The 22,811-nt window shown below is 57.7% G+C and carries 17 protein-coding genes; 7 read left to right on the top strand and 10 right to left on the bottom strand.

Annotated features, from left to right (window positions below; translation table 11 throughout):
* Positions 1-542: 542 nt before the first annotated feature.
* From HLUCCO03_RS10565 to HLUCCO03_RS10555, 3 genes are all read left to right on the top strand, one after another.
* Positions 543-776, top strand: coding sequence for a hypothetical protein (locus tag HLUCCO03_RS10565; protein ID WP_027830591.1), 234 nt, complete (start codon positions 543-545; stop codon positions 774-776).
* A 226-nt stretch (positions 777-1,002) separates the two neighbouring features.
* Complete coding sequence (locus tag HLUCCO03_RS10560; protein ID WP_155939869.1) at positions 1,003-1,398, top strand: hypothetical protein; 396 nt, start codon at positions 1,003-1,005, stop codon at positions 1,396-1,398.
* A gap of 677 nt (positions 1,399-2,075) precedes the next feature.
* The gene (locus HLUCCO03_RS10555; protein WP_027830594.1) at positions 2,076-4,856 is read left to right on the top strand and encodes an insulinase family protein; all 2,781 of its coding nucleotides are present in this window, start codon (positions 2,076-2,078) and stop codon (positions 4,854-4,856) included.
* Between the two features lie 26 nt (positions 4,857-4,882).
* Here the strand turns inward: HLUCCO03_RS10555 and HLUCCO03_RS10550 are convergent, their stop codons facing one another.
* Positions 4,883-6,841: a hypothetical protein gene (locus HLUCCO03_RS10550; RefSeq protein ID WP_027830595.1), complete on the bottom strand. Its 1,959-nt coding sequence runs from the start codon at positions 6,839-6,841 to the stop codon at positions 4,883-4,885.
* Between the two features lie 143 nt (positions 6,842-6,984).
* On the opposite strand from HLUCCO03_RS10550, the gene HLUCCO03_RS10545 reads away from it, so the two are divergent.
* Positions 6,985-7,875 (top strand): class I SAM-dependent methyltransferase, encoded by an 891-nt coding sequence (locus tag HLUCCO03_RS10545; RefSeq protein WP_027830596.1) that lies wholly within the window; start codon positions 6,985-6,987, stop codon positions 7,873-7,875.
* Positions 7,876-7,927: 52 nt separating this feature from the next.
* On the opposite strand, the gene HLUCCO03_RS10540 is transcribed toward HLUCCO03_RS10545, so the two are convergent.
* From HLUCCO03_RS10540 to HLUCCO03_RS10505, 8 genes are all read right to left on the bottom strand, one after another.
* A complete protein-coding gene (locus tag HLUCCO03_RS10540; RefSeq protein WP_027830597.1) occupies positions 7,928-8,734 on the bottom strand; it encodes an ABC transporter permease subunit in 807 nt (268 codons plus the stop codon).
* Positions 8,727-9,626 carry an ABC transporter permease subunit gene (locus HLUCCO03_RS10535; protein WP_027830598.1) on the bottom strand — a complete coding sequence of 300 codons (900 nt, stop codon included), beginning with the start codon at positions 9,624-9,626 and terminating at the stop codon, positions 8,727-8,729. The genes HLUCCO03_RS10540 and HLUCCO03_RS10535 overlap by 8 nt, the downstream gene beginning before the upstream one ends.
* Before the next feature lie 34 nt (positions 9,627-9,660).
* Complete coding sequence (gene potA, locus HLUCCO03_RS10530) at positions 9,661-10,779, bottom strand: polyamine ABC transporter ATP-binding protein (RefSeq protein ID WP_027830599.1); 1,119 nt, start codon at positions 10,777-10,779, stop codon at positions 9,661-9,663.
* 3 nt (positions 10,780-10,782) lie between these two features.
* Positions 10,783-11,889, bottom strand: a complete 1,107-nt coding sequence (locus HLUCCO03_RS10525; RefSeq protein WP_027830600.1) for a polyamine ABC transporter substrate-binding protein — start codon at positions 11,887-11,889, stop codon at positions 10,783-10,785.
* Between the two features lie 295 nt (positions 11,890-12,184).
* Entirely contained in the window at positions 12,185-13,396 is a 1,212-nt protein-coding gene (locus tag HLUCCO03_RS10520) for an FAD-binding oxidoreductase (protein ID WP_027830601.1), read from the bottom strand.
* Between the two features lie 54 nt (positions 13,397-13,450).
* The gene (locus HLUCCO03_RS10515) at positions 13,451-14,779 is read right to left on the bottom strand and encodes a diguanylate cyclase (RefSeq protein WP_036197182.1); all 1,329 of its coding nucleotides are present in this window, start codon (positions 14,777-14,779) and stop codon (positions 13,451-13,453) included.
* Positions 14,780-14,933: 154 nt separating this feature from the next.
* Positions 14,934-15,824, bottom strand: coding sequence for a mechanosensitive ion channel domain-containing protein (locus HLUCCO03_RS10510; protein WP_051603748.1), 891 nt, complete (start codon positions 15,822-15,824; stop codon positions 14,934-14,936).
* 15 nt (positions 15,825-15,839) lie between these two features.
* Positions 15,840-17,018, bottom strand: coding sequence for a magnesium transporter (locus HLUCCO03_RS10505; RefSeq protein ID WP_036197185.1), 1,179 nt, complete (start codon positions 17,016-17,018; stop codon positions 15,840-15,842).
* Between the two features lie 164 nt (positions 17,019-17,182).
* Between HLUCCO03_RS10505 and HLUCCO03_RS10500 the strand changes: the two genes are divergently transcribed.
* Positions 17,183-18,247, top strand: coding sequence for an endonuclease/exonuclease/phosphatase family protein (locus HLUCCO03_RS10500; RefSeq protein ID WP_027830603.1), 1,065 nt, complete (start codon positions 17,183-17,185; stop codon positions 18,245-18,247).
* 145 nt (positions 18,248-18,392) lie between these two features.
* On the top strand, positions 18,393-19,757 hold the full coding sequence (locus HLUCCO03_RS10495) for a glutamine synthetase family protein (RefSeq protein ID WP_027830604.1): 1,365 nt from the start codon (positions 18,393-18,395) through the stop codon (positions 19,755-19,757).
* Positions 19,758-19,823: 66 nt separating this feature from the next.
* On the opposite strand, the gene HLUCCO03_RS10490 is transcribed toward HLUCCO03_RS10495, so the two are convergent.
* Positions 19,824-21,341: an aldehyde dehydrogenase gene (locus HLUCCO03_RS10490; RefSeq protein WP_036197187.1), complete on the bottom strand. Its 1,518-nt coding sequence runs from the start codon at positions 21,339-21,341 to the stop codon at positions 19,824-19,826.
* A gap of 181 nt (positions 21,342-21,522) precedes the next feature.
* Between HLUCCO03_RS10490 and HLUCCO03_RS10485 the strand changes: the two genes are divergently transcribed.
* Positions 21,523-22,806: an FAD-binding oxidoreductase gene (locus HLUCCO03_RS10485; RefSeq protein WP_027830606.1), complete on the top strand. Its 1,284-nt coding sequence runs from the start codon at positions 21,523-21,525 to the stop codon at positions 22,804-22,806.
* The last annotated feature ends 5 nt before the right edge of the window (positions 22,807-22,811 follow it).

Raw genomic sequence — 22,811 nt, 5'->3', positions numbered from 1 at the left:
TTCGGAGAAAGTGATCTGATCCATGGTGGCAACGAATCCTATGCGGTTGGCGATGGCCGTATTATCGCTGATTTCGAGACTTATTCAGAGTCTCCCTAAGTAATCGGCGCTATCAATAGTGCATGGGACTTAGGTGGAAAATAAGCAGAAACGCCACAATAGGTTGTCATTAGTGGTGAAGTCTGGTGACTCTAAGGCGGAGAGAATTTTTATATCTTTTGAAAAAATAAAACTATAAATAAGTGGGGCGATAAATTTTTGTACCTGATTTTTTTCGGGACAGCTCTTTCTATATATTCTCCGAATGAGCGTTGAATCTCAGTAGCTTGCCTCTGTTAACTTATAAATAACAAGGTGTTTCCCTTGTCAATTATCCGGAGGATTACCATGTGGATATTATATAACGTGATTAATTTCACAGTTTTTAAAACTAATGGGTAGGCAAATCGTGATTAATATTGGTAGGTTCAGGTTGTTGCCTGATTGACCGGTCGAAGGAGCAACATGGAAGTGGTTTAACCAATGACTAAGGAGAAATAGGTATGCGTGAATTGAATGTGCAGGAAGTTGAGCAAGTAAGTGGCGGTTACTTGCCGCTCATACAGTTTGGTGCAGCTTTAGTGAGGCACCACACCTCCAAGAAGCTGACCCAGGCAATTACGACACGGGTCGCTACACCGAATGCAACTTATCAAGCAGCAAAACAGCTGGATGAAGGGGTAAGTATTCCTGATACTCAAGAGTCCCCGCTTCCCCAGCAAAATAGGGCATTCTAATATATAACCTAAAATGCTTCCCTCTGCTTTAAGGGGGAAGCATACCCTTTTTTTAAAGGAGTTGTGTTGTGAGTGGTTCAGGGGCAATATTTGTTATTATCATCTCACTGATAAGTTATTATTTGGGAGTGCCTCTTTGGCTTCTTACATTGTTTGTAATAATTGGTACGTTTATCGAGCTTATGATGATTAATAAGTCGAAAGATGAGTGAAGCCTATCTTAAGTATGCAAAAAAACAACGGAAAAAAAGAATGTCCGTACTGTAGCGATCCAAATATATCAGTGGTGCGAGCGCTCTTAGCATCTGAATTTGCACCAGCAGTATGCAAGCGTTGTGGTGGGAAGTCCATTCTTGAAAATTGGCTGGGTGGAAAATATTCTACTTTTTTTGATGTTTTATTTTGGGTGACATTTATATGGGGTCTCACGACGGATCAATTAGCGATATTTGCAATATTTCCATTAGTATTTATAGGGTATCTGGTTTTAAGGGTTAAATCGGAAGAATTGCATAAAGTGTCTGATAAAGAGGTGTTGGATGCGAGGCAATGGATATTTAGTAATGTGCTTCTAGTTGGGCTATTAATAGCGGTGGTTGCAGCCATTATCAAAGCTTTCTGATTTATGTGCGGTTAGTAGTGATAATAAAGTAAGGTCTTTGGTAGGAGTAGCAAGCTGGAATTAACTGAATCACACAGTGGCACCAATTATGTTTACTTAGTACTGAATTCAATAATATTGGTGGGAAATCGATGTCAGCCACATTATTTAAGATCTGGATTTGTTTCACGCTAGCCGGAATTCTACTTTCGGTCTTTCTGGATCATATATTTCGTGAGGCTATGGGTCTGGATTTTTTGAGCCAGATTGAGATTTTCTCCGCCGTATGGTTCGTTATACTTGGGTTAGCACTAATACGGTATGAAAAACTATTGAGCAAGATTAGATAGGAACATTCTGGGTGCGCGGATTTTCCAGAAGTGTTCATTTTTCTTCCGTCAGGTTAGATGTATATGGAGATAAGCGGATCTATTTTATGGACTTAAGATATATAGTGACAGCGATAGGTCTGTACTGGTTGTTGCGAGACGCCACGCGGTTTTTAATGGGTAAATTCGGCAACGATAAGGCCATGAGATTATTGAGGTTTTTTGAAAAATATGAACATCTGAACAAATGGTTTGACAGATTTTTGTACCTGATTTTTGCCTGGATAGCTCTTTCTTATGTATTTGCCGACTGAGAGCTGAATCTTGGCACCCTTTTCCTGTTAACTCAGATATTACACGGAGGTTCCCATGCCAAGGTGGCACTTAAGCAGTTTTTTCCTGTTCTTTACACTCCTTTTCTCCCACTCCGGCCTTGCCGAAACACAGATCGAAAAGCCCGAACTCGACTTGCGGGACTACCGACATATTACCCTGGAAAACGGTCTGGAAGTGTTGCTCGTTCACGACGACGAGCTCACGGTTGCCGGTGCTGCGCTGACGGTTCCATTGGGTGGTGATGATGACCCGGAGGATATCCCTGGCCTGGTTCATCTGTTGGAACACATGCTGTTTTCAGGGTCTGAAAAGTATCCTGACCGGGGCGGGTTTACCGACTATATCAGCAGTGCGGGGGGAAGTTATAACGCCTATACCGCTGCGGACCACACCAACTTTTTCTTTCAGGTCGGTGCCGATCGTCTGGAGGAAGGCCTGTCCCGTTTTTCCGATTTCATTATCGCGCCGTCGCTTGAGCCCGATGCGGTCGCCGACGAGATTGCCATTGTGCAGTCCGAGTTTGATGGGCGCCGGGACCAGTTGGGTTGGCGTATGCAGAATGTTCTGCGCCAGCAGGTGAATCCGGACCATCCCGCGTCGCGAATGGCGATGGGTAACCGGGAATCGTTTGAAGGAGTCTCCCATGAAAATCTGGTGGAGCGCCTGGACCTTTACCACGGCCTGTATTTCACTCCTGGCAAGATGAAATTGGTGGTTATGGGCCCCCAGCCGATGGAGCAGCTCCGGGAATGGGCGGAAAGGTCTTTCGCGCCGGCTGAATCGGGAGAGGATGATGCTGCCACAGCGTCCGGGGCTGAGGTGCCGCTGCTTGAGCACGATGGCCTGCCCGCCCGGGCCAGGCTTCAAACCGTGGGTGACACCGATGTACTCAAGCTTTCCTTCGAGGCAGAACCGGAACACCTGTTCTACCAGACCAAACCCTACACCTTCCTGGGGCGCGTGTTATCCAGCAAGAAATCCGGGCGTCTGGCCGCGGCTCTCAAGGAGCGGGGCTGGATTGACGAACTGAGCACCGGCATGGATTTGCAGGGTGCGGATTACGCCACTTTCAGTGTCCGGATGACCTTGACAGAGGAGGGTGTTAAGGCCGGGGATCGTATCATTGCCAGCATCTTCGATTATCTCGACACAATGAGTGAATCAGAGGATCTGGCGGCACTTTACGAAGAACAGAGCCGGCAGGCGCAAGAGGAGTTTCGTTTCCCCCGCAAGGGCCAGGTTATGCAGGAGGTCTCCGGCCTGGCGGTGTCGTTGCTGCGCTATCCGGTAGAGGAGGTTTTGACGGCGCCCGCACTGATGTCCTCGTTCGATGAAAAGCTCGTGCGCTCTATCCTCAAGGATATGACACCGGATCAGGCTTTGGTGACCCACGCGGGTGATTTCGGAGATCTGCCGGATGTTGAGCCGGTGACCGGCATTGATTACGAGGCAGTGAGCCCTGACGACGACACCTTGACCCGCTGGAAGGACAGTGATTCGGGGGTAAACGCTAAACTTGCCATCCGCGAGAATCCGTTCACCGACGATGAGAAGGTTGTTCACCCCCTGGCCGATAACACCGCGGAGCTGCCGGTGAACCTGTCTGATTCCCGTGGCCTTGAGATCTGGCACCTTCAGGACAAGGAGTTCCGGGAGCCTCGCGGTGTTCTCACCATTGCTATCGAATCGCCCATGATCGAACAGAACCTGAAGGATGCCTCCACCAATCTGCTGTACAGCTTTATGCTGGCTGAAGAGCTGACGGAGTTGATGCAGACCGGAAGCGATGCCGGCATCCAGTTTATGGTGAACCGGATGAATCAGGGTGTTGGCCTGTCGGTCCAGGGCTTCACCGGTAAACAGGAAGACTTCCTGCAGCAGGTGGCGGATGCCATTCACAACCTGGAGGTCACACCGAAGCTGTTGCGCAAGACTCGGGCCAAAGCCAGGGTTCAGGTCGACGGGTTGGAAAACGCTCAGTATTTCGAACAGATGATGACAGCCCTTAACAACCGCCTGCGCCCGGGGGTGAACGGGCCCCGTGAGGAACTGGCCGAACTCGGCGGACTGGGTGTTGAAGACATGAAGGCCTTCCACCGCCAGTTCTGGAAGGCTCCGGAAGTGATGATGATGGCCCTTGGAAACTACCGGGAGAAACATGCACGGGCGTTGGCTGATATATTCACCAGTACCCTGGAGATTGAGCCGACACCCCTGGGTGAACGGTTTCCGGCCGCTGAACGTTCCGGGCCCGTTGAGCAAAGGGTAGGCTGGGTGCCTGCGGGGGTGGCTGCCCGCTATTACCCGGTAGACGGCGATCGCAGAGATGTCATGGCCGCAACCATGCTGACCACCCAGATGCTGCACAACCGCATCTTCCAGCAGTTCAGGGACTCACAGCAGTGGGGCTATGTTGCCTTCGCCACCTTGCTGCAAGGGTACGAGGAGTGGGGAACAACCCTGATGCTCCAGGCCCCGGACATGAAACCTGGAAAGCTGGACGAAGAAATTGCTGCAGTTCTGGATCGTTACCGTAAAGAGCTGCCAGACCTCACCGAAGAGAGCTTTGACCAGTATCGCGATGGTATCCGGCAGGCATTGGGCGCACGCAGGCAGAATTTGCAGGGGTACGCCTCCTATTGGTGGTCTACCCTGCGGGAAACGGGAGAGCCAGTTGATCGGGCAGGTGAAGTGGAGGAAGCCCTTGATGCCATGACCGTGGACTCCTTCCGAAGGCTCAGCCGCACACTGATCGCGGACGATGCTCCAATGCTGGCGCTGTTGTCGTCTGACCCGGAACCTGAACCGAATTGATGCGACGGCTATTGGTATTGCTGAGGTCAGTGAGACTCCTCCTCAGCCGCCCAGCTGCCATACCCCAGCTCCATAACCCGTGCCACTTCCTCTTCGGGTATGGCGCTGAGGTCACCCAGCTCCAGGGTGTCGTAATGAAATGCGTAAAGGCGTGAGGCAAACTCAGCCACTGGCAGGGATGCTTCACCCTTTATTTCGCCATGCCCCCTTGTTGAGCAGGTGATGCCCTGGCCCCAGTCCTGGCCGCTGTCGTTGTTGGGGTTGAAGAAATACACCCGCATCTCGTTGGTGGGGCTCAAGGCCACTCGCTGGATGGTGATGGCGTGGCGGCCGACGAAGCGGGCAGCGCTGTCGGTGACTGCAATACCGGCAGGCTGGTGGTGAATCACCGGCAAGTTGCCGTTGTAATAGGGGTGGTAGCTGGCATAGAAATGGCGGATGAAGCCTTCGTAGTCCCTGATCTCTCCGGTGTGGATATCCGCCACAACCTTGAAACCATGGCTGACCCACCAGCCGTAGAATTCCGGGTTGATCCAGCGATGGGCATCGTCGTCCCGGTCTTCACAGCGGCGCCACATTTCACCGTAAATACGGTCAAGGTGGGGAATGAGGATCAGCGAGACCGGGTCTACATCCACCGGTGTTTCCTTGACCAGGCCCGGCTCCAGGTTCCTGGATGATACTTCCCAGCCCTCAAACCGTCCCAGTACTTCATTGTCCCTGGCTGCCCAGGCCAGCACCTGAAGCAGGTAATCCGCCTCGTTTGCCGCCCACATGGACAGCCCGATTGCGGACTGGCAACTGGGATTGTTGCCCTGGCCCACGCCAAGTGGCTGACCTAACAGGTTGAGTACCCCCGCCAGCAGGAACACTCTCGGTGGTACTGCATCACCAAACGTTTCTGCCAGGGCCCGTTCCGTTTCCGCCGAGAGCCTGAGCTTTATCTGCCGCCAAAGTGCCTGGGCCACGGCCGGTGTGAACAGCGAGCCGCGTTCGAGCATCATGGTGAGTCCGTACACGGCCTGGCAGGTTTCCGGATGGATCGCTTCGTCGATCAGGGTATGGACCAGCTGGTTGTAGCAATAGAAATCATCCAGCCCTGTCATGGTCAATCCGAGCGCGGTGGGGATCAGTTCATCCTCGTTGCTGCTCCTCAGGAACCTCAGAAACACCGCATGGTAGGGTGAGGCCAGCCCGGTATCGTGCATGTTGCGGGCAAATTCCGAAGCTTCCGCAGACAGCGCAATATCGTCCATCGTGGTCAGCCGCAGCTGGTAAACATCCAGCCCGGGGTCTTCCCGGCTGCCCGGTGTAGGGGCGAACAGGGCGCGTACCAGGCGGGTGGCATCAGCCGTGCCCGTAGTCTCCAGTTCCGGGTCATAAAGGCATTTGGCGATCTGGCCGATCATGTCGCAAATGCTGTCCACCTGCACCGGCCCCTGTTCCAATAGTCGCCAGACCTCTGCAACCAGGCTGTCCAGCAGGCTTTCGTAGCCAAGATGGGATATCAGGTACTGGTAGAGCCCCTGTACGATAACCCCGAGTTGTTTTGGCCTTTCACGGTCGGCTTCGTTGAGGGTGCCGGAAAGCAGATCCAGATTCAGAGCCATTACCTGGGTCAGGAAGTGCCGTGCCTGTTCCGAAGAAATTCCGGGATGAAAGTAGTCACCCCGAACGACCGCCAGCAGGCGGATCTCGCTGATCGCTTCCACAACAGTGGTAACGGCGCCGGCTTCACGAAGTGAATGCTTGGCCAGGGCAGGCTGAAGTATGCCCGGTTTTGACCAGTCACTGGTGCCGAAGATACCCGCGGATTCCAGCGACCGCACGCGGCGATACAGGACATCAAACCCGCCTGGCAGTGTCATCAACACGCGCGCCCGCTCCAGCAGGTTAAGGCTGGAGGCGTTCGGTGACGAGCTCCGGGCACGGGCGAAATCTGCCAGGGCGGCATCAAACTGCATTGAGGCCTGGGCAATATCCAATAGTCAGCTCCCTTTGTGTTGATCCGCATCCATGGGGACAGATGCGGGTACTGCCACTGGCAGTGTAGTTGTTCGTTAATTCCGGGAACAAGAAATTCCTTTCGTGCGTCCTTGGGCTACCGCACAACACAATGGAGGACACCATGAGCGAGACAGCAACACAACTCACCGAACCAACTGAATATGTTCAGTTCTGGAATGACACGCTGGCGGACAAGTTTGACCGGTTTCGCCATATTCTGATGGAAGGCCTGAGCTACCACAGCCGGATACCTCTGGAGCGTCTTGCAGTGACGCCGGGTAGCCGCATTCTGGATGTTGGCTGCGGCTGGGGCGACACAGCTATCCAGCTGGCCCGCAAGACGGGCCCCGGCGGTTATGTGCTTGGCGTTGACTGCGTCGATCAGTTTCTGACCAGGGCGCGTTCAGAGGCCCGTAAGGCGGGTCTGGACAACATCCGATTCATTACGGAAGACGTGGAGCGGTATCCCTTTGATGGTCGTTTCGATCTGTGTTTTTCACGCTTCGGCATGATGTTTTTCGAGAACCCCGTGCGGGCCATGAAGAACATCCGCCGGGCACTGCGGCGAGGGGGAGAGCTGATGTTCATTGTCTGGCGCAGCAGCGACCACAATCCCTGGCTGGGAATGGCAAAGGAGGTGGTCCTGCGGTACCTGCCAGAGCCGGGAGACGGCGCAAGATCCTGTGGCCCGGGGCCCTTTTCCATGGCCAATACCGAGGTTGTGTCGAAGCAACTGGTGATTGCCGGGTTCAGCGACATAGAATTCGAGCAGGTTGATGGCCCGGTTACCGTTGGGGATTCCGTCCAGGACGCGATCAACTTCCAGCTGGCCATCGGGCCGGCCGGGGAGGTTTTCCGGGAGGCCGGGGAGCTCGCTGAACAGCAGCGTCCGGAAATCGAGAAAGCCCTGCGCGAGGCCCTGACTCCCTATCAGGACAAGAAGTCCGGGCAGATTGTCATGCCCTCGAGTTCCTGGTGTATCACCGCCCGGAATCCCGCGAACGTGCATTAAGCGTCACGGGTGGAAGCCTCCGGTTCTCCCGGGGGCTTTCCATCCGGGCGGGTTATTGCCTCTCGTTTCGTCGCATCAGATACCAGGCGATAAACGCAATCAGCGAGACCGCCAGAATAATCAGCGCCGCCAGCGCGTTGATTTTCGGTGATACTCCCATCCGCACGGACGAGAACACCACCATGGGCAGGGTCGTCGCCCCGGGACCGGAGACGAAACTGGCAATCACCAGGTCATCCAGCGACAGGGTGAAAGCCAGCAGCCAGCCGGATACCAGCGCCGGGGTAATCACCGGCAGGGTGATCACGAAAAAGGTCTTCAAAGGCGTGCAGCCCAGGTCCATCGCCGCTTCCTCGATGGAGTGGTCCACTTCCCGCAGGCGGGCGCTGACCACCACGGCCACGTAGGCGCTGCAGAAGGTGGTATGGGCAATCCAGATGGTGGCCATGCCGCGGTCGGTAGGCCAGCCGATAGTCTGGGCCATCTGTACGAACAGCAGCAACAGCGACAGGCCGGTGATCACTTCCGGCATGACCAGGGGCGCGCTGATCATGCTGGAGAGCAGGGTGCGGCCACGGATGCGCCTGAAGCGGGTCATTACGAACGCGCACAGGGTACCCAGGCACACCGCCATGCTGGCGGAGTAGAAGGCGATTCTCAGGCTCATCCACACTGCCGATAGGATCTGCTGGTCACGGAACAGCTCGCCGTACCAGTGGGTGGAGAAACCCGCCCACACCGACACCAGCCGTGAGGCGTTGAAGGAATAGACGATCAGCACCAGCATGGGCAGGTACAGGAACAGCAGGCCCAGCACCAGCATCACTTTTGAAAAGCTCATCGGCCGTGACTTAACCATGCTTTTCCATCTCCCGTGCCTGGAAACGGTGGAACAGGATGATGGGAATCAGCAGAAGGGCGAGCATCACAATGGCCAACGAAGACGCCACCGGCCAGTCACGGTTGTTGAAGAACTCTTCCCACAGCACCTTGCCGATCATCAGCGTGTCTGGCCCGCCCAGCAGTTCCGGAATCACGAACTCGCCCACCGCGGGAATGAACACCAGCATGGAACCGGCAATGATGCCGGCCTTCGACAGCGGCAGGGTGATGGCCCAGAAGGTGGTCAGGCTACGGCAGCCCAGGTCCGAGGCCGCCTCCAGCAGGCGCACATCCAGCTTCACCAGGTTGGTGTAGATGGGTAGCACCATGAAAGGCAGATAGGCATAGGCAATGCCCAGCACCACCGCGAAGTTGGTGTTCAGCATTTTCAGGGGGGCGTCGATGGCGCCCAGCCACATCAACAGGTTGTTCAGCAGGCCCTGGTTGCCGAGGATACCCATCCAGGCGTAGACGCGGATCAGGAATGAGGTCCAGGAGGGCAGCATCACCATCAGCAACAACACCATCTGCATCCGGGCCGACGCCCGGGCCATGGCGTAGGCCATGGGGTAGCCGATCAGCAGGCACACCAGGGTCGAGATCAGGGCGATCTTGACTGAACCCCAGTAGGCGGCGATGTACAGGCTGTCGGACAGCAGGAACAGGTAGTTGCTGAAATTCACCACCACCGAGAAGGTGTTGTCCACGAAGTTGAACACCGGCTGGTAGGGCGGGATAGCCATGACCGCCGAGGAAAAGCTGATCTTCAGCACCAGCGCGAAGGGCAGCAGGAAAAACAGCAGCAGCCACAGGAACGGAATGCCGAAGACCACCCTGCGGTGGAATACCACGGCACGCACCCGCTCCATCAGCGGGCCGGATATCAGTCTGTTGGCCACGGCATCAGTTCCACAGCAGGATGGGGCTGGAGGCTTCCCAGGACACGAACACCGTGTCGCCCCAGGTGGGCCTTTCGCCACGGCGCTCCACGTTGGCCATGGTAGCCTGCACTCGCTTGCCGCTGGCCAGCCGCACGTAGTAGCAACTGATATCCCCCAGGTAGGCGATGTTATCGACCATGCCCCGGCTCCAGTTGGTCTCGCCTTCCGGTTTCTCGCTCGAGAGGTAGACCTTCTCCGGGCGCAACGCCACCAGGGTGGCCGTGCTTTCCGCCGGCGTGCTGACACCCCGGTCGATAAATACCGGAGCGTCCAGCAAGGCACTCTCCAGGGTAATACTGTCGGACTCATCAGCCAGGATCCTGGCTTCGAAAATATTCACGGAGCCGATGAACTCCGCTGTCATGCGGCTGTTCGGGCTCTCGTAGATGTCGATGGGCGAGCCCACCTGGGCAATACGGCCCTGGGCCATGATGGCAATGCGGCTGGCCATGGTCATGGCCTCTTCCTGGTCGTGGGTCACCATCAGGCAGGTGGCCCCCACCTTTTCCAGGATCTCCACCAGTTCCAGCTGCATCTCGGTGCGCAGTTTCTTGTCCAGCGCGCCCATGGGCTCGTCCAGCAACAGCAGTTTCGGGCGCTTGGCCAGGGAGCGGGCCAGAGCCACACGCTGTTGTTGCCCGCCAGAAAGCTGCTGCGGCTTGCGCTTGCCGAAGGTTTCCATCTTCACCAGCTTCAGCATGGCCTCGACCCGGTCGCGGATCTCGTCCTTGGGGAGCTTGTCCTGTTTCAGGCCCATGGCAATGTTCTGCTCCACCGTCATGTGGGGGAACAGGGCATAGGACTGGAACATCATGTTGGTGGGCCGCAGGTAGGGCGGCAGGCCGGTAATATCCTGGCCGTCCAGCACAATGCGGCCGGCGTTGGGCGCCTCGAAGCCCGCCAGCATACGCAGCAGCGTGGACTTGCCGGAACCGGAACCACCCAGCAGGGCGAAGATCTCGCCCTTGTGGATGTCCAGGCTCACGTTATCCACGGCCAGCGTGCCGTCAAAGCTTTTGGAAATGCCTTCAATGTGGAGTAACACCTCCGCTTGCGCGGAGGTGTTGTTGCCGTTGTCCACCGTTTAACGACCGGACTTCACGTTGGTCCAGGTGCGGGTCATCAGGCGCTGGGCGTCCTGGGGCCGGCCTTCCATCACGTACAGCTTCTTCATCACCTCGTCGGTGGGGTAGATGCTGGTGTCGCTGAGGATCTCCGGGTCCACGAACTCGTTGGCCGGCTTGTTGGGGTTGGCGTACCACACATAGTTGGTCACATCCGCAATGATCTCCGGGCGCATCAGGAAGTTCATCAGCGTGTGGGCGTTTTCCACGTTCGGGGCGCCGGCCGGAATGGTCATCATGTCAAACCACAACACCGCACCTTCCTTCGGGATGGTGTAGCGGATCACATTGCCGTTTTCGGCTTCCTCGGCGCGGGCAGCGGCCTGCAGGATGTCGCCGGAATAGCCGGCGGCCACGCACAGGTCACCGTTGGCCAGGTCGCCAATGTAACGGGAGGAGTGGAAATAGGTGACGTTCGGGCGAATGGCCTTGATCACCTCGCCGCCTTTTTTGATGTCTTCGGCGTTGTTGCTGTTGGGGTTCAGGCCGATGTAGGCCATGGCGGCACGCACCATTTCCTCGCCGGAATCCAGCATGGCAATGCCGCAACCACCGGCGGCGAGTTTGCCGGTGACTTCGGGATCAAACACCAGGGCCCAGGAATCGGTGGGGGCGCTGTCACCCAGGATTTCCCGGATACGGCCTTCGTTATAGCCATAACCGTTGGTGCCCCACAGATAGGGCAGGGAGAACTGGCTGCCGGGGTCGACGTTTTCCAGGTCGTCCATCAGGTCCGGGTTCAGGTTCGCCATGTTCGGCAGCTTTGAATGGTCCAGCTTCTCGAACGCCTGGGCGGAAATCTGTTTGGCCACATAATGGTTCGATGGCACCACCAGGTCATAACCGGAACGGCCGGAGAGCAATGCCGCTTCCAGGATCTCGTTGCTGTCGTAGACATCGTAGATGACCTTGATGCCGGTTTCCGCAGTGAATTTCTCCAGCGTGTCCTCGGCAATGTAGTCAGACCAGTTGTAAACACGCACTTCCTCTGCCGCCAAGGCAGAAGACGCACCCAATGACACAGCAATAGCGGCGGCCAGCGCCGTTGGCTTACACAACTTCAACATGAGCGTTGTCCCTCACAGAAAAGGGATGGATACAAAGCGTGCAGAACACACGCGGTGTTGTGCAGGTCTGCTGAGGGTGGCCGCAGCGCGGCTCCTTTGAGGCTTGTCCTGGAAACGGCGGTGGGGAACCGGCCGTACTCGCGCGATATTTAACACGAGAATCCTGTGGGTGCTACATAAATTTTCACCTTACGGATCCGGGCTTGTGCTTATTCAGGTTTATTCACCAGGAAAGGCCCCGGGTTTCCTTATCTGGCAAAGCGCGGCCGTTTTCGGCGTACAGGGTCGCCAGAGTTCAGCTTATGCGGGAAAAACTGAACAGCTCCGCCAGTGGGTGTGGCCGGTCTTCGATGATGGCTCTCAGCAGGCCGGCGCCGATCATGCTGTAGCTGATACCATTACCGCCGTAGGCCATGGCGAACAACACCCGCGGGCCATATTGCGTATGCGCACCGAAGAAGGGCAGGCCATCTTCGGTTTCGGCAAAGGTGCCGCCCCAGGAAAACGCCAGAGTCATCGGTAACTCGGGGAACAGTTTCCCAACTTTCCGGTACAGGCCTCTGGACTTCCCCTCCACACGCCTGTGGCGGCGCTCGGGGATGTCGATATCGTCGTCATCCCCACCAACCAGCAGTCGGCCGTCACCTGTCGTGCGCATATAGAGGTAGGGCCGGGCGGACTCCCACACCATGGTTGACGCCAGCGGGCCGAGTTCGGCGGTTTCGACCGGATCCGTAATAAAAGCATAGCTGCTGCGGTTCTTTGAAACGGACTGGTTTAACCATTTTTGCGATGCGTAGCCCGCCGCCATTACCACATGCCCGGCATCTATCCTGAGGCCCCCTGGAGTGCCAAGCGTCACGCTTTCCTTATCGGGTACGATGGTGTGGATCTCTGTGCGGTCGAATACCCTGCCGCCGTGCTCGGCGAGCCGGATCAGGAGTTTGGAGGCCATTCGATAGGGGTCAACGCGTGCTGCGAGGGCCGTCAATATCGCGCATGGAGCCTTGATGCCAAAGCGCTCCTTCAGGCTGCGCGAGTCCAGCCACTCGGCCTCGAAACCGTGCTTGATACGCAACTCGTACTCCTCGCGGAGGGGCTCACTGTCGCTGCGGGTACTGGCGTAGTAGAGGCTTTCCTGCATGTCGAAATCCACGTCCCCCAGATCATTGGCAAGGTCGCGCAGATCTGTGATCGCATCGGCGCAGGCGTTGTAGGCCAGCACCGCCTGGAATTCGCCATACATGCGGGCCAGGTCCGCCATGTGGGTATCAATCTCATACTGCAACAGCGCGGTACTGGCAGCAGAACTCCCCCAGCCAATGTCCCGCTGTTCAATGACCACCACGTCAAAACCGTTCTTGCCCAACTCATCTGCGATCAAGGCGCCGGTAATGCCGCCACCAACCACAGCCACATCACAGCTGATATCGGCCTTGAGCCTGGGGAACTTGCACATCAGACCGTTCTTGACGGCCCAGAAGGGGTAACCGCTCTTCAGATCCATGTCGTCATTCCTTTGAAGGGGAGTCCGTTAACCGACGCTATGGCGTCATAGCCGCTATTGCTTTTCCGGACCCTCGTAGATACAGATCCGGTTGGTGGCAGATTTTTTGGCCGTGTACATTGCATGGTCCGCGGCTTTCAGCAGAGCGTCCGGTGACGATCCATCCCGGGGGAAGAATGTAATCCCGATACTGGCTGAAATATGGACAGGTGGTTCCGCAATATGAAACGGCTTTGCCAGGGCATCAACAATGGACTGGGCCACCTGCGCGGCGTCCTCGTTGTTGCGGGCACCGGTAAGAATCACCGTGAACTCGTCGCCTCCCAGCCGTGCAACGGTATCGTCCTCCCTTACACAGCTGGCGAGGCGCTCAGCGACGCAATACAGCAAACGGTCTCCGACTTCATGGCCGATCGAATCGTTGACCTCCTTGAAGCCGTCGAGATCCATGAACATGACAGCAAGAGGGACGTTACGTCGTCTGGCGTGTTTGACTTCCTGATCCAGGCGATCCAGAAACAGGCGCCGGTTGGGGAGACCTGTTAAAAGGTCATGATGGGCGTTGTGCCAGATCTTCTCCTGGGCCTGTGTCCGTTCTGTGATGTCGCGGGAGATACAGACGGTGGCTTCAGTTTCGCCATCCTCATCCACCACAGGCGCGAGCAAATACTCGAAGTGCTCACCACTGGCTTCTGAAAATCGGTGCGAAAACTCACCCCGATAGGAGGCTTTGTGGGTCATCACCTGCTGCAGGTGTTGCTGGAACTCCGGTGCAAACGGAAAGCCGAGATCCTGAGGGGTCTTGCCAATCAGCGCGCTTATGGGCAGCGTGAACAGGTCTTCTGTCGCCTTATTCGCGTAGATAAACCGGCCGTCGAGATCCAGGACGTAAATAGGGTCCGGGGATGCCAGCAGGGTGGCTCCGAACAGCCGGGTTTCCATCTCTTTCAGGGTCGTATACTGCTCCAGCGACTCGGCAACTGCCTGGTCTACTGCCTGATGAAACCGGGTAAGGTCCTGCAGGTCCTGACCGGCAATAGTCGGAGAGGCTTTATTCCAGAGTGATACCACACTGTCGCGAAGCGCCCGGAATTCCGACACTGTCTCGTTGACGCTGAAGCCACTGACCTGCCGGTCACCGCCGTGTACTTCGGCCCAGGTGTCGTATTTGCTCTTTGGTTCGCTGCCCCGGAAATTGGGGGCCTGCCCGGGTGCGGTCTGGGTGGACTCGATATCATCGGCAATGGCAAGGAGCATTTCCCGGGCGTGGTCCCGCCGCCCCGTTTTGTCCATTTCCCGGGCATGAAACAGCGTTTTGGCAAAGGTGTCCCATTCTTGAAGGATGGGCTCGATATCGGCCCGAATGAAATCTGATAATCTCATGATCCTCCCCCATGTCAGCGTCCCCTGCTGTATCAGGTGCCGAGCGCATTATTCACACAAGTGGTTTCTTAATCCCGACCTGTGGGCCAGTATAAAGAAGTGGGGCCACTCCAGTGTGTTGGCTAGCGAACAGAGATCATCAAGTATTTCCTGCTCATGCTTCGCCGGCTTCAGGGTTCGAACCCGGGGCAAGTGTTTTAACCCGGGCAAACTCGTTATTGGTGAATACGTCGTTAAGTATCACCTGTTCCATGTAACTCTTCTGGCCGGACTGGACCGGAATACGCACGATCAGGTGAATTTCGCCGGCTTCGGGTACCTGGATGCTCACCCGCGGATCCACGGACGGCACTTCGAGCCCGCGCTGATTTCCTACCCGCTCCATATAGGCACGTGCAGGCTCGAGGTAAGGCTCGCAGTGGCTTATTGCGGAAACCAGCAGGGCCTCCCTGGCTTTTTGCCAGTCGTCCTCCAGTTTGAAGGGCACGATGAATACGTGGAAATCATACCTGCTGGTGAAGCTTTCGTTGACCACCGGCTCGGCAACAAACAGGGCATTGGGAATCACGATCATGCGCCCTGTGCGCTGGTGGCTGGCTTTGCCAGGGCCGACTTCAAGAATGGTGGTGGCAAGCAGGCTCTGGTCAATCACATCCCCGCGAAATTCCTTCACCTGGATGCGATCCCCCAGATCGAAGGACCCGGCGCCGCTTTTCAGAATTGAGCCGGTGATACACAGAATGAGCTCTTTGGTGGCCACCACAAAGGCCACAGCGATAGCTACGATCGACAACGCCAGAGTACGGAGCTGATCACCCCAGATCATTACCAGCCCCAGCAGGGTGAGCAGCAGAAAACCATTGCGGAAATTGACCAGTAACCGGCCACGTAACTCTGACGAGGCCACTGACCGGCGAATAAAACGCGCCGACAACGTTCTCAGGATAATAATGACAGTGATCAGAATGGCGGTATTGAACAAGGGCCCGATTATAATGTCGGGTATCTCTACGCCCTCAGGCAGCATCAGAGCAGTATCAAACATCAAAAACTCTCTTTGTTAGAGCACGAGGGCCGTAGCCAGGAACAGCATCAGGCCCATGCCGAGGATGTCGGTAAAGGTGGTCAGGAAAATACTGCTGGCGGTAGCCGGGTCGGCACCGAAACGCTTCAGAGTCAGCGGCACCAGTACACCAAAAACACCGCTGCCAATGCAGGAGCCGATCATCGCGATCAGGATCACCACGCCCAGTAGCAGAGGCTCGACGGAATCCGTCATTATGGCATAGGCAAACATGGCAGCCCCGGCAATGAAACCGACGACAGCGCCGTTAAGGGCGCCCAACAGGATCTCCTTGCGTAGCAGATTCCGCACCGGGTAATCCCGCAACTGGCCCAGGGTCATGCCCCGCAGGGTGATCGCCAGGGCCTGGCAGCCGGTATTGCCGCTCTGGCCGGCCAGAACCGGCAGGAAAGCCGCCAGCGCGACAATCCGGGTAATGGTATCTTCAAACGTGCCCACCACAAAGGCGGCGGCGAAGGCGGTGACCAGATTGACCAGCAACCACGGGTGGCGCATGCGGAAGGACTTCAATACCGAGGTGCTGACCTGTTCTTCCTTATCAACACCGTATTGGGCGCCGGCCTGGCCACTGAGCTCCGAGGCAATGCGCTCATACAGTTTCCAGCCATGCACAACACCCACAACCTGACGGGTGTCATCAACAACCGGGTAGAGAGGGTAGTGACGATAGAGCACTTCGCCTACCGCTTCCTGAATCGGTGTGTCGATGTCAAAGGCAAAAGGGTTGGTAATCATGATGTCCGCCAACGGTTCAGACGGTTTGGCAAGAATCAGGTCACGCATGCCAACCACACCAACCAGGCGATCAGCCTCGGTGGCAAAGATATAGCTGATCTCCGGCAGTTCGGAGCTTTTCACCAGAAAGGCGAGGGCCTCCGCCACCGTGTGGGTTGCAGGAAGAATGGCTGGCGCGGGCGTCATCAGCTCCCCGATGGTTTCCTCGACCCCGGAAAGCACGGCCTTGGTGGCAAGATCATCGGCCCCGACGGACTCCGCCAGGTGAGACGCCACTTCCATCGCCTGGTCATGAGGCAGGCGCGAAAGGATGAACTGAATTTCATCCGGTGCCAGTTTAGCCAGCGACTCCGCAGCGGCCTCGGACGACTTGTCCCGGATTTCCTCGACTCGCTCAGTAATTCCTGGGTTGGACGGCATGGCGCACTCCTGACGATGGGGGAACTCCTTTACAACAGTTTATACGCATGTGATGGAGATTACGCAGGGACTGTGTTGTTAATGAAAGGCCCGCCACAAGGGCAGAACTTCCGGCCATCGTTTATAGTGAGGGCGTAAAGGAAGTCCGCGCCAAGGAGGCCCGCTTGATCACATACACTCTGCTGAGTCTGGCCGTCGTCCTGCTGGCAGTAACCCTGCTTGGAAAAGTGCGCCTTCACGACTGGTGGATACGGGCCTGCGAGTTTCCCCGGGTGCAGATTGCCATCCTGGCTGCCCTGATTGCCATCCTGGCGTTCTGGCTCGCAGAAGATGGCCTGCGGGGATGGGTGCTTGGGTCATGCGCCCTGGTACTTGTGTTGCAGTTATACCGGATCCTGCCGTGGACGCGTCTATGGCCCCTGCAGGTGCGTCCGGCGGAATTGGGTCAGGAGGACCGCTGCGTGACACTGATGATCGCCAATGTACTGACCCCTAATCGCAATAGCGAAGGACTGATTCGCCAGGTCCGGGAACGGAAGCCGGATGTCCTGCTGACACTGGAATCGGACCAGTGGTGGGGCGACCAGCTGGATGCCGCGTTTGGGGACTGGCCCACCATTATCCGGGTGCCGCTGGACAACCTCTACGGCATGCATCTTTATTCACGGTTGCCGATGGAAGCAGCTGAGGTGAAATACCTGATCCAGGATGATATCCCCTCGATTCACGGTTGGCTGAAGCTGCCCTGTGGTGACCGGGTGAAGTTGCACGCCGTCCATCCCCGCCCGCCATCGCCCAGTGAAAGCGAGGAATCACTCTGGCGCGACGCGGAATTGCTGTTGGTCGGCCAGCAGGTCCGCGAGGGTGGTTATCCCGCCATTGTTGCGGGGGATCTGAACGATGTCGCCTGGTCCCGCACCACACGGCTGTTCTGTAACGTCAGCGGCATGCTGGATCCGCGCCGGGGCCGCGGCATGTTCAACACCTTTCATGCCGAACACTGGTATCTTCGATGGCCCCTGGATCACGCCTTTACCACTGAGCATTTCACACTGGCCCATATTGAACGGCTGACTCCGTTTGGCTCCGATCATTTTCCGATACTGGTCACCCTGTGCTTCCGCCCCTCAAGAGCCGATGAGCACGATGTCCCGGAAGCGGATAGCGAAGAACGTGAAGAAGCCCGGGAGAATATCCGCGAAGGCAAGGCGCGGGAGCAGCTTTCGTAACGGTTGGCTGATCCCGTGCCTGCTGGCTCTGGTGTGGTATGTGCCTATCTTGCAAAACGCCCCGGAAAACAGGATAAAGGAGCGTTGAAAACTCCTGTGCCGGTTATTCGCCACAGGCCTTTTTGGGTTCTGGAAGGCTTTCCCTATGGGTTCTGGTTTTGCGAGCGCCGGCGCATTCCTCAAGGCGCACCCCGAGCTGCAGTTTGTTGATCTGCTGATTCCGGATATGAATGGCATTGTCCGTGGTAAACGGGTGGATCCGTCTGTTCTTGCCAAGGTGTTCGAGCGCGGCATTGCAATGCCTGCGTCGATCTTTGCCCTGAACATCCAGGGCACCACGGTGGAAGAAACCGGCCTGGGCCTGGACATTGGTGAGGCTGACCGGGTGTGCCTGCCCATTGACGGTACCCTGACCATGGAGCCCTGGCAGAAGCGGCCCACGGCGCAGTTGCTTCTGACCATGTATGAACTGGATCGGGAAACGCCGTTTTTCGCGGACCCGCGGGTGGTGCTGCAGAACATCGTCAGACGCTTCGACGAACTGGGACTGAGCCCGGTGGCGGCCTTTGAGCTGGAGTTCTACCTGATCGACCAGGAGAACCTGGCCGGCCGGCCGCGGCCCCCCAAGTCGCCCATTTCCGGAAAGCGCCCGGCAGGCACCCAGGCCTACTCCATTGATGATCTGGATGAATACGCGGAGTTCCTGGCGGATGTGCTGGATGCCGCCCATGAACAGGAGTTGCCGGCGGACGCCCTGGTGGCGGAATCCGCGCCCGGCCAGTTCGAGGTGAACCTGCATTATGTGAACGATGCGGTACGTGCCTGTGACCACGCCACACTGCTCAAGCGCCTGATCAAGAACATGGCCTACGACCATGAGATGGACACCACCTTCATGGCGAAGCCCTATCACGACCAGGCCGGCAGTGGCATGCATCTCCATGTGAGCCTGCTGAACAGGGACGGCCGTAATGTATTTGCCGGTGATGCCGAGCAGCCCAACGACATGCTGCGCTGGGCCGTGGGTGGACTGGTGGCCACCATGAACGATGCCATGGCGCTGTTCTGTCCCAACATCAATTCCTACCGCCGCTTCAGCCCGGAATATTATGTGCCCAGCGCGGCAACCTGGGGTGTGGATAATCGCACGGCGTCGTTGCGGTTACCGGGTGGTGATCCGGAGGCATTGCGTATCGAACACCGCGTGGCGGGTGCGGATGCCAACCCCTACCTGCTGATGGCGGCGGTGCTGGCGGGCATTCATTACGGCATTTCCAACAGAGTCGAGCCGCCACCGGCTACCGTTGGCAACGCCCATGAGCAGCATGAAGCCAGCCTGGTGAATAACCTGCGGGATGCCCTCCGGGAGCTGAGCCAGTCGTCGGTAATGGAGGAATACCTGGGGCGGGAGTTCATGGATGTGTTCGTGGCGTGTAAAGAGCACGAACTGGCGGAATTCGAGATGACCATCTCCGACCTGGAATACCTCTGGTACTTGCATACGGTCTGAGGCTTTCCTGAAAACGAAAACGGCGCCCCAGTGGCGCCGTTTTGCATTTGTGTCCCGGTGGAAGCGCTACTCGAGCATCAGCCAGGTCGCCTTGATCTCCGTGTACTTGTCAAAGGCATGCAGGGACTTGTCCCGGCCGTTACCGGATTGCTTGAAGCCACCGAAAGGCGCCGTCATGTCGCCACCATCGTAGTGGTTGATCCACACGCTGCCTGCCCGCAACGCTTTTGCCACCCTGTGGGCCGTGTTGATGTTGGACGTCCACACCGCCGCCGCCAGACCATAGATGGAGTCGTTGGCGATTTTGATGGCTTCTTCGGCGGTGGTGAAACCGATCACCGACAGCACCGGCCCGAAGATCTCTTCCGAGGCGATGCGCATGCGGTTGTTCACCCCATCGAATACCGTGGGCTGGACATACAGGCCGCCGGTGTTCTCCATTACCCGGTGGCCACCTTCCACCAGTTTCGCGCCTTCGGTCTGGCCGATGCCGATGTACTCGATAATACGATCCAGCTGGGCCTGGTCGACAATGGCGCCGCAGGTTGTCGCCGGGTCCAGTGGGTGGCCGGGACGCCAGGTTTTCAGGGCCTCACACACCAGACCGATGAACTCGGCACGGATACTCTCCTCCACCAGCAACCGGCTGCCGGCGGTGCATACTTCGCCCTGGTTGAAGGCAATGGCCGTGGCGGCCTCGGCGGCGGCTTTTCTCAGGTCCGGAGCGTCGGCAAAGACAATGTTCGGGCTCTTGCCACCGGCCTCCAGCCATACCCGCTTCATGTTGGACTGACCGGCGTAGATCATCAGTTGCTTGGCCACGTTGGTGGAGCCGGTGAACACCAGGCAGTCCACATCCATATGCAGGGCCAGGGCCTTGCCGACGGTATGGCCGTAACCGGGCAGCACGTTGAAGACACCGGCCGGGATGCCGGCTTCGGTGGCCAGGGCAGCCAGGCGAATGGCGGTGAGCGGCGATTTTTCCGACGGCTTGAGGATCACCGAATTACCGGTGGCCAGGGCCGGGGCAATCTTCCAGGACGCCATGATCATCGGGAAGTTCCAGGGCACGATGGCGGCCACCACGCCCATGGGTTCCCGTGAGATCATGCCGATCTGGTCATGGGGTGTGGCGGCCAGTTCACCGTATACCTTGTCGATGGCTTCCGCGGTCCAGCGAATGGCGCGGCTTGTGGCCGGCACGTCCACGGCCCGGGCATGGCCGATGGGCTTGCCCATATCCAGGGTTTCCAGCAGGGCCAGTTCATCGCCATGGGCGTCAATAAGGTCGGCAAAACGAAGCAGGACGGCCTTGCGCTTGGCTGGCGCCAGGCGACTCCACACGCCGTTTTCAAACGCCTCTCTTGCAGCCATAACCACAAGGTCCGCATCCGCCTGGCTACAGCTGGCAACCTGCGCCAGCTCGCGCCCGTCCACCGGGCTGATGCAGGCAAACGTCTCACCCTGATGGGCCCCCAGGTAATGACCGCTCACATAGGCGCGGCCCTCTATACTCAATGTCGCGGCGAGCGCCTGCCAGCCGGCCAGGTCAGTGGGGGTGGTGGAACCTTCGGGCTTGTTCATGGGTGTTTCTCAGGCAAGGGAATAGGCCAATCATAGCAGTACTTTCGCGCGCAATCGCTGCCGCTGATATAGGTAGAAGAACGTGTCTTCCCGAATCCCGGGTCCTGACATAGACTGGCGCCAGCGGGCATATTTTCAGCTCGTCTTCACAGCCCTCCGTCACCTTGCCTGGCGCCACCTTATGACCCAGTTTCCCCCGGTTCCTTCCTACTATGCGGCCTCCGCCAACCGGACGCCTGCCCGTCCTGCATTGCAGGGAACATGCCGGGCCGATGTGTGTGTGGTGGGTGCCGGTTATACCGGATTATCCACCGCCCTGTTCCTGGCCGAGGCGGGTTTCCGGGTGGTTGTGCTGGAAGCCGCTACCGTAGGCTGGGGCGCGTCGGGCCGGAATGGGGGCCAGATCGTTAACAGCTTCAGCCGGGATCTGGACAGCATTGAACGCCAGACCACACCGGATCACCTGCGCCTGCTGGCGGACATGGCCTTCGAGGGCAGCCAGATCATCCGCCAGCGGGTGCGGGATTACCGTATCCGCTGCGACCTGAAAGAGGGCGGTATCTTCGCGGCCCTGAACCCGCGCCAGCTCAAACACCTGGAAAGCCAGCAGGCTCTCTGGCAGCGTTTTGGCTATGACCAACTGGAATTTCTGGACCGAGACGCCATTCGCGCCCGGGTTGGTACCAGTCGCTACGTGGGTGGCGCCATTGATCATAGCGGTGGGCACATCCACCCCCTTAACCTGGCATTGGGCGAGGCAGCAGCGCTGGAATCCCGGGGTGGCGTGATTTACCAGTATTCCGAGGTCAAAGAAATTGTTCCCGGCCCGACGGTAACCGTGAAGACGGCGGACGGCGAGGTGAGGGCAGAGTTCGTGGTGCTGGCGGGCAATGCCTACCTGGGCAGGCTGGTGCCGGAGCTGGGGGCGAAATCCATGCCCTGCGGCTCTCAGATCATCGCCACCGAACCGCTGGATGAGGCAATCGCAAACCGGCTTCTGCCACAGGACAACTGCGTGGAAGACTGCAACTACCTGCTGGATTACTTCCGCCTCTCCGGCGACAGGCGGCTGATCTACGGTGGCGGCGTGGTCTATGGCGCCCGTGACCCGGCCAATATCGAACGGCTGATCCGCCCCAACATGCTGAAGACATTTCCGGAACTGGCGGGTGTAAAGATCGACTACGCCTGGACCGGCAACTTCCTGCTCACCCTGTCGCGCCTGCCCCAGATGGGCCGTCTGCAGGATAACGTGTTCTATTCCCAGGGCTGCTCCGGCCATGGCGTCACCTTTACCCACGTGGCAGGTAAGGCTCTTGCAATGGCCATCCAGGGCCAGGCCGAGCGCTTTGATGCCTTTGCCAGCCTGCCCCATTACCCCTTCCCCGGCGGGCGCCAGTTCCGGGTGCCATTAACGGCGCTGGGGGCCTGGTATTACGCGTTGCGGGATCGGCTGGGGGTGTAGCTCGG

Source organism: Marinobacter sp. HL-58 (genome assembly GCF_001314605.1).
GTDB lineage: Bacteria > Pseudomonadota > Gammaproteobacteria > Pseudomonadales > Oleiphilaceae > Marinobacter.
The sequence above is the reverse complement of the archived record's forward strand: the minus strand, read 5'-3'. Positions and strand labels throughout refer to the sequence as shown.